At 45.2% G+C, this 880-nt stretch carries 1 protein-coding gene; it reads left to right on the forward strand.

The features are described from left to right. Positions 1-880, forward strand: an 880-nt coding sequence (gene guaA / locus A3766_RS26310; RefSeq protein ID WP_082907228.1) for a glutamine-hydrolyzing GMP synthase, incomplete at both ends; no start/stop codon positions are given.

Below are 880 nucleotides of genomic sequence, written 5' to 3' on the forward strand. Positions count from 1 at the left end.
TTAGATGTATGGATGAGCCACGGTGATAAAGTTACTGCGATGCCTGAAGGTTTTGAGTTGATGGCCTCAACTGAATCTTGCCCTATTGCTGGTATGTACTGTGCAGAGAAGAATTTCTTTGGTATCCAGTTCCACCCTGAAGTAACGCATACCCTGCAGGGTGAGCGTATTTTAAGTCACTTTGTAAAAGATATTTGTGGTTGTGAATCACTTTGGACGCCAGCAAAGATTATTGAAGATCAGATTGAACGAGTTCGTGCCCAAGTGGGTGATAAGAAGGTCTTGCTAGGTCTATCTGGAGGTGTTGATTCTTCAGTGGTTGCGGCGCTATTGCATAAAGCCATTGGTGATCAGTTAACCTGTGTTTTTGTCGATAACGGCTTGTTACGTAAGAACGAAGGCGACATGGTGATGGAGATGTTCGCCGAAAACATGGGCGTCAAAGTCATTCGTGCTGATGCTGAAGACTTATTCTTGGGTAAGTTAGAAGGTGTTTCTGATCCCGAGAAAAAGCGAAAAATCATTGGTAATACCTTTATTGAAGTCTTCGATGAAGAAGCAACCAAGATTCAAGACGTTGACTTCTTGGCCCAGGGTACTATTTACCCGGATGTCATCGAATCTGCTGCAGCGAAAACGGGTAAGGCGCATGTTATTAAGTCTCACCACAACGTAGGTGGCTTACCAGACGATATGAAGATGGACTTAGTTGAACCTTTACGCGAGCTATTCAAAGACGAAGTTCGTAAGATGGGCTTAGAGCTAGGTCTGCCTTACGACATGGTGTATCGCCACCCCTTCCCAGGGCCTGGCCTAGGTGTTCGTATTTTGGGGGAAGTGAAGAAAGAATATGCAGAAGTTTTGCGCGAAGCCGACGCTA

The sequence above is a fragment of the Oleiphilus sp. HI0132 genome, from assembly GCF_001635845.1.